The organism is Lachnospira sp. (genome assembly GCF_016290755.1).
GTDB lineage: Bacteria > Bacillota > Clostridia > Lachnospirales > Lachnospiraceae > Lachnospira > Lachnospira multipara.
Window position 1 is genome coordinate 22,118 of the sequence record NZ_JAEEVD010000032.1, and the last position, 6,910, is coordinate 29,027.

8 protein-coding genes are annotated in these 6,910 nt (G+C 34.9%); all 8 read right to left on the reverse strand.

All coding sequences use genetic code 11. The annotated features are described in order from the left end of the window. Positions 1 to 20: 20 nt before the first annotated feature. Positions 21 to 227, reverse strand: coding sequence for a flagellar FlbD family protein (locus QVA17_RS08495; RefSeq protein WP_287387900.1), 207 nt, complete (start codon positions 225 to 227; stop codon positions 21 to 23). A 339-nt stretch (positions 228 to 566) separates the two neighbouring features. Beyond that, positions 567 to 1,889 carry a flagellar hook protein FlgE gene (locus QVA17_RS08500; RefSeq protein WP_287387903.1) on the reverse strand — a complete coding sequence of 441 codons (1,323 nt, stop codon included), beginning with the start codon at positions 1,887 to 1,889 and terminating at the stop codon, positions 567 to 569. Between the two features lie 134 nt (positions 1,890 to 2,023). Then, complete coding sequence (locus tag QVA17_RS08505; RefSeq protein WP_287387906.1) at positions 2,024 to 2,446, reverse strand: TIGR02530 family flagellar biosynthesis protein; 423 nt, start codon at positions 2,444 to 2,446, stop codon at positions 2,024 to 2,026. Positions 2,447 to 2,467: 21 nt separating this feature from the next. After that, positions 2,468 to 2,935 carry a flagellar hook capping FlgD N-terminal domain-containing protein gene (locus QVA17_RS08510; protein ID WP_051195416.1) on the reverse strand — a complete coding sequence of 156 codons (468 nt, stop codon included), beginning with the start codon at positions 2,933 to 2,935 and terminating at the stop codon, positions 2,468 to 2,470. Positions 2,936 to 2,951: 16 nt separating this feature from the next. Next, the gene (locus tag QVA17_RS08515; protein ID WP_287387912.1) at positions 2,952 to 4,382 is read right to left on the reverse strand and encodes a flagellar hook-length control protein FliK; all 1,431 of its coding nucleotides are present in this window, start codon (positions 4,380 to 4,382) and stop codon (positions 2,952 to 2,954) included. 156 nt (positions 4,383 to 4,538) lie between these two features. Then, on the reverse strand, positions 4,539 to 5,303 hold the full coding sequence (locus tag QVA17_RS08520; protein ID WP_287387914.1) for a MotE family protein: 765 nt from the start codon (positions 5,301 to 5,303) through the stop codon (positions 4,539 to 4,541). Positions 5,304 to 5,361: 58 nt separating this feature from the next. Further along, positions 5,362 to 5,808 (reverse strand): flagellar export protein FliJ, encoded by a 447-nt coding sequence (gene fliJ / locus QVA17_RS08525; RefSeq protein ID WP_027431357.1) that lies wholly within the window; start codon positions 5,806 to 5,808, stop codon positions 5,362 to 5,364. A gap of 14 nt (positions 5,809 to 5,822) precedes the next feature. Then, a partial coding sequence (locus QVA17_RS08530) for a FliI/YscN family ATPase (protein ID WP_287387919.1) occupies positions 5,823 to 6,910 on the reverse strand: 1,088 nt, incomplete at its 5' end.

Consider the following 6,910-nt stretch of genomic DNA (forward strand, 5'->3'; position numbering starts at 1 on the left):
ACCCTTCTTTAAAAGTTTAATTAGTTATCATTTACCTTTGCGAATTGAGAAAATATCCTAGACTTGTAGCTATAGACCTTATCTATAACCTCATCAACCGTCTCTTTTACGAGATATTTATGCCCATTAGTTAAAGTAATGACTGTGTCTGGAGTCTCTTCTATGGATTCGATTAGCTCAGCATTAAGCACGAACTTTTTATCATTAAATCTAGTAACGTCAATCATATCTTTCCCCCAAGACTCTTATGTAATTTGTCACGATGTTCACTAATAATATTAAAACACTTTTAGCTAAATAAAGCAATAATATATATTTATTTTAACCACTATTTTTCTTTATTCTAACATATTTTTTTGAAAATGTATCATTTTTCGCTAATATTTTTCTATTATTTTAGTTTTTCAATACTTTTACACTAATTGTATAGTACTTATTGCCTAGCTATGTTATGCAAATTATCCTTATAAATACATTTTCATAAAGATTAGTTTTTAAAATTCTTTATTAGCACGGAGAAAAAAAGAGGCGCTAAAATTAGCGCCTCTAATGTTAAATGCTAAAATTTATCTCTTTAAGTTGATTAATTCCTCAAGCATTGTATCTGATACTGTAATGATTCTTGAATTAGCCTGGAAACCTCTCTGAGTTGTAATCATTGTTGTAAACTCTGATGATAAGTCTACATTTGACATCTCTAATACGCCAGAGGTAATTTTTCCATCCCCAGCTGTTACATCTGTACCAATTCCATCAAATAAACCCGAGTTAAGAGTTGCAGCCCAAAGGTTTTCGCCTGCTTTTTCAAGACCTTCTGGGTTAGCAAAAGTTGCTACTGCAATCTGACCAATTGTTACTGTATCACCGTTACTGTAACTTGCAACGATACAGCCTGAAGTATCAATACCTACAGAAGTCATTGTACCTGTAGCCTTACCAGCTCCAGTAGTTAAACCATCATTTGTAATACCCATTGAAGACTTAACTGATGTCTTATCTGAATACATTGTAAGACCTGTGGCATCAAGACTAATCTGATATGTATTTTCAGCACCTACTGTATCAAGTAAAACCCCTGTTGATCCTGAGCCATTATTATTAAGAGTTAAAACGATTTCGCTGTTTGATTCAAGTGAGGCACCAGTTACGGCATTAAAGCTAATCTGACCTGAAACATCAAAGGAAAGATTTGTAATTGAACCATTCTGTGAAATTGAAACTGGGTTAATATTATATGTTTTTACTGTATCAGAACCTGAGTCTACATAATCAAGTGTTACCGTTGCCTGATAAGAATTACCTAAACTATCATAGAAGTTCATAGTTGTTGTTATTGCTTCTGTTGAAGAAGCATTGATATTACCTGAAAGTGTAAGAGCAGTTGTTCTTGCAGGTGCTGTATAAGTAAACTGTGAACTTGTAACATAAAGCTTTGACACAATATCTTTTACAACATTACCATCATCGTCTGTCTGCCAACCCATTACATTAGCACCGTCTGATGTAACTAAAGCACCACTTTCATCTACTTTAAAGTTACCAGCTCTTGTAAAGTATGTATTTCCTGCACTACTTACAATAAAGAAAGAGTCACCAGAAATCTGTAAATCATATGGATTATCTGTACGCTCTGATGCACCTTCTGTAGAAACTGCAGTTGCAATACTTCCTACTGATGAACCTAAACCAATCTGTTTTGGGTTTGTACCACCTTTATTATCGTTAGGTCCTGAAGCAGTTTGTGTTGTCTGATAAAAAACTTCTGAAAATGTCATTGACTGTGACTTATAAGCCACTGTATTTACATTGGCAATATTATTACCAACTACATCCATTCTTGTCTGATGTGCCTTTAAACCTGACACAGCAGAGAATAATGATCTCATCATAATATTTGTCCTCCTAATTTAGGTTGATAGTGTTTCCACTAATGCAATTAGGTTAATCACGATGACACCATATTAATAGAAAATGTTGCTCATCCCTTCAAGCAGTCTGGGATGTTAACCTCCAAAAGGTCCGGCTAAATTACAACAGCTCCATCAATATTGGTATATACGTTTTCCTCATTAGATTGACTATCCATCGCTGTTACAACTGTTTTGTTAGTTGTATTAACTATAAATGCAAGGTTATCAACTAATACTAAAGATTCCTTTATTCCTTTAGAAATTGCTTTTTGTGTTCCTTCTTCTAGCCTGTTTAATTGTTCATCACTTAAATTTATGTCTCTTTCTTCAAGTCTCTGATTTGCGTGTTTTGAAAATTTTACCTGGCCAATACTACTATTTGAAATAACGGAATCAATAGAAGCTTTTGAATTAAATATATCTTTAAAACTTGGACCGCTATACTCATTTGTCTTACTAGTTTGCTTAGTAGACTTAAGTACGGCATCGGTCATAGCTTCAATTGAGTTAATATTTCCATTTACAATATTATTCATATCGGTCACCTCTTCTTTAGATTACTGTGCTGACCAAACGTCGAAATATTCATCGTCCATTACTGTGTCTAAATCCTTAATGTCATATAATTTATCTCCAATGCCTAGATATAAAACGTCGCTTATCTCTTCCCAATAATCAACCTTGCCACCAACAAAACCGTCATTATTTGTACTAGTTTTCATAATTACGTATTTACCAACTAAGTTAGAAGCTGTTTGCTTAATCTGATTGTCATTCATTTCTGTTGTTGCTTCTACCTGTGTAAATGTAGCAAGCTGAGCCATGTATTTTGAATTATCTGTTGGCTCTAATGGGTCTTGGTTTTGCATTTCAGCTACCATTAACTGTAAAAATCCGTCTACATCAATTGTTGTCTTACTTTTTGTAGAACCCATAGAACTAAGACTTGAACTCATTGTTGTAGCGGTTTGTGAAACGCTGCCATCGGCATTAACCTGCGACCAAACTCCTACTTCTGATGCCATAAAAAACTCCTTTCTTTTATGCTAAATAAGAAACGGAAGCATCGCCGTTTTCAATTAAATCCCTTGCTCTTATTTCATCGGCAGTTAGCTCTTCAAAATCAAGGTCATTTAGCGAACTTAAATCAAGATTCATTCTTTTTTTCTTATCCTGTCCTAAATTGTCCTTGCTTGTATCCCCTTCAAAACTAGTATTTCCCTCAAAAGAGTGGCTCTCAATAGTTACTGAAACTGCCTCAACCTTAATTCCCTGATTATTAAAGTTTTCCTTTAAGGTCTGCATCTGATTTTCTAGGGCTTTCTTAACCGCCTCATTAGTAGCTGTAAGTTCTGCTGTTATAATTCCTTCCTTAGCTGTAACTGTTACATGTACTGAGCCAAGATTTTCAGGATTTAACATTACCTCAATCTGATTTAGATTCTGACTGCTAGTTAGTTTGATTTGATCAATTACCTGTCTTGCTACGTCTACCTGATTGATTGTAGTGTTTTCAATGGATTCTAATGCGTTGGCAAAATTTTTATAAACATCGGAAGTTACTGTCTGATTATTAACTGTTACTGTATTTAAGTCTTCCTTTTTGTTATTAAAAATGTCTTGCCCCTTTTCATTAGAACTTGCATTTTCATTTGCCTGGGCCGGATTTTTTTCTAGATTAATAATTGTTTTTTCTTCAATTACCGATTCTAGTGAATCCTCCTTTGGTTCTTCTAATGAAGCTTCGTTAAAAGCTTCCTTAGGACTTATAACCTGGCTTTGTGCATTTAGCTTACTAGTATCTACTAACTCTTTATTGTCTTCTTTAAGGAATATTCCCTCAAAGATATTTTTCTCTCCCTCAAAATTTTTTCTAAGATCTTCAACTGGAATATCAAAACTTTCTGCTAAGTCTTCTATTTTGTCCTTTACAAATGCTAATATGTCTTCAAGCTTAGATGAAAAATCTCCGTCTACAATTAAAGCAATTTCACCCTCGCCATTTAGTTCTAACATAAGTTCTTGAATCTTTGATAAATCAAATAGGTCAAATACATTCATGTTAAGACTTGCCATGGTTTCAATAATTTCATCGCTGTCAATATCAAGTAGGTCTGCGATTTCACTAATAATTTCCTTGGCTTCTTCATTAATAAGATCTGTAGGAATTGATGTGCTTTCATCTACTTCTTCTAACTTGTTTACGCTTGCTTCTAGTTCATTATTAGAAGTTTTAATCTCATTATCAAAATCAGCCTTATTAGTATTATTATCATTAGTTTTAACTTGCTTTGTCTGTGTACTTGCAAAGCTTTCATTAGTTTCTTTTGATGTGCTTTTACTTGTCTTTAGTGTGTTTTTTAAAACTTGTCCAAAAGGATTAGTCTCAGGGCCCGATAATTTTGATGATGTGCTGTTTGGAACCCTGTTAAAGTTTAGCTTTAAGCTAGTTTCTAAATTGGCTAGTTGCATCTACTACCTCCTTTCAAAAAATATATCGGAAGTGAATAGCTGCTAATTTAGTACAAGTTTTCTAATTACAGGCACAAAAATAACCCTTTCTAATTAGTAACATTTTCCTAAAAAAACTTTCCTAATTAGAAAGGGTTGTAATCTTTATTTTTTAAGCTATGGGTACATAATCTTTGTTAGCTTAGCAGCAAAGACAGTATCCATCTCTGCCATAATAGCAGCTCTAACATCTGTATCAAGATTTAGTAAAATATCTGCCACAAGGTCTGTATCTCCTGTCATTTCCTCTAAAATTGCTGCAGCATTGGCAGCTTCCATACTACCAAAGGTACTAGCCCACTCTTTTACCGCCTCAGAATAAGCTAAATCTTTTATAACCTGCTCATAGATTTTGGCCGCATTATCTGCATCAATAGACTCATACCAGGATTTATAGTTTTCAATATCAGGGGCGTTATCTGTATAAACAACCTCTGTATCAAACTTATCCTTTAGCTGCTGATAGTATTCTGCATTCTCTTCAAAGACCTTAAGTCTTGCTACTTCTGCTTCAAGCTCTGAGATTTTTTCTGTCTGGCCATTATTTTCATACTCCTCAATTTGAGCCTCTAACTCATTAATTCTATCAAGGGCTTCTGCTAGGGTTTTATAGCTACTGCCAGTTTCTTTTGCAATCTCCTCATCAGAACCCTCTGGCAAAATCATATTTATTACCGGTACATTTTTTAAATAAGGGCGCAACATACTACCAATCCCCCCTACATTCATCTTAATTAGTAGGGCAAAGATTGCAAGCCAAATAGCTATGACAATTAAAGCAATAAAGATACTGCCAAGTTTAGCTAATATCCCGCCTTCTTTTTCTTCATCTTCGTTTTGTAACTCGTCTTCAATTTCGTCCTTAGACTTTTTCTTAGCCATATAGACCTCCCCTTTTGTCTAGTAAACTAGCTACTCTTTAAAATTGCTTACACTGCGTTCAAATACTACGATTATTGTAATTAAAACTAATAACTTCGTCAATCTCTTTCATTTCTTCCTTACTTAATTCCTGCTTAAATTCTTCAAAGGCTCTTTCCTTTAACTTATCCTGAATCTTTCTTTCCATAACTGCATCTGCAAGTCGTTTTTGTGCAACCTCCAAATTCTTTTTTGCAACCTTAACTTGCACCGTTTCTGCCTTTATTAGCTCCTTTGTAACTCTTATACAGTCTCCAAAATGTCGTAAATTTACAATGCTAATTTTATTTTTTGAGGCCTCCTTTTGATCATTTACATATCCTCTGTAACGATTAATTAAGGCCTTCATTTTTTCCTCTTCTTCAAGAACTTTATTTTGTGCCTGTACAAATTCCATCTGTCTTTGGCTCTCGATTTGTTCCTTAAGTTTTAATACATTTTCCATCCTATAAACAAACTTTGCCATAGACTACTCACTCCCTACTTTCGCTTTACACCAGATAGGTTAAGTTCCCCTTTTTCAAAGCTTTCATAATCTGAGAAAATGTCAGCTAAAAGGGCAAGTTCTTCATCAAAACTAAACTTCTCATCTGTTTGCTGGCATAAAAAGGCGTTAACCTTGTCGATTTTATAAACGGCATAGTCAATATTTTTATTAGAACCAGACCTGTAGGCTCCAATATTAATTAAGTCCTCTGCTTCATTATAGGTTGCCATAACAGTCTTTAGTCGTCCTGCCATTTTTTTATGTTCAGGACTTGCAATCTGGCTCATACATCTTGATATACTTTGTAAAACATCAATTGCTGGATAGTGATTTTGATGTCCAAGTTTTCTAGATAACATAATATGACCATCAAGAATAGATCTTGCAGTATCAGTGATGGGCTCATTAAAATCATCGCCATCAACTAAGACTGTATAAAGACCTGTAATAGAACCTTTATCTGACATTCCAGCCCTTTCAAGTAGCTTTGGCATTTCAGAATAAACTGAAGGTGGATAACCTCTTGTAACTGGCGGCTCACCAGATGCCAAACCTATTTCACGTTGTGCCATGGAAAAACGTGTCAGTGAATCCATCATTAAAAGCACGTCCTTTCCCTGGTCTCTAAAATATTCTGCTATGGCTGTGGCAGTTTTTGCTGCCTTATTTCTAATAAGGGCAGGCTTATCTGAGGTAGCAACTACAAGCACGCTTCGCTTCATACCCTCAGGACCTAAATCCCTTTCAATAAACTCCCTTACTTCTCTTCCTCGCTCGCCAATTAAGGCAATTACATTAATATCCGCCTTAGTATTTCTTGCAAACATACCAAGAAGGGTGGATTTTCCAACACCTGAACCTGCAAATATACCAATTCTTTGCCCCTTACCAACAGTTAGAAGTCCATCTACTGCCTTAACTCCAAGAGGAAGCACTTCATTAATAATTACCCTATCCATAGGATCTGGTGGTGCGGCTTCAACAGAATACTCTTTGCTAGTTTCAAGCTTAAAGCCATCTGTGGGATTTCCAAGACCATCTAGGGTGTGACCTAAAATTTCATCTCCTACCTTAACAGAAA

Bases quoted from the DNA above. Each gene is read 5' to 3' on its own strand.
- QVA17_RS08495 (WP_287387900.1), bottom strand. From the start codon at position 227: ATGATTGACGTTACTAGATTTAATGATAAAAAGTTCGTGCTTAATGCT.
- QVA17_RS08500 (WP_287387903.1), bottom strand. From the start codon at position 1,889: ATGATGAGATCATTATTCTCTGCTGTGTCAGGTTTAAAGGCACATCAG.
- QVA17_RS08505 (WP_287387906.1), bottom strand. From the start codon at position 2,446: ATGAATAATATTGTAAATGGAAATATTAACTCAATTGAAGCTATGACC.
- QVA17_RS08510 (WP_051195416.1), bottom strand. From the start codon at position 2,935: ATGGCATCAGAAGTAGGAGTTTGGTCGCAGGTTAATGCCGATGGCAGC.
- QVA17_RS08515 (WP_287387912.1), bottom strand. From the start codon at position 4,382: ATGCAACTAGCCAATTTAGAAACTAGCTTAAAGCTAAACTTTAACAGG.
- QVA17_RS08520 (WP_287387914.1), bottom strand. From the start codon at position 5,303: ATGGCTAAGAAAAAGTCTAAGGACGAAATTGAAGACGAGTTACAAAAC.
- fliJ (WP_027431357.1), bottom strand. From the start codon at position 5,808: ATGGCAAAGTTTGTTTATAGGATGGAAAATGTATTAAAACTTAAGGAA.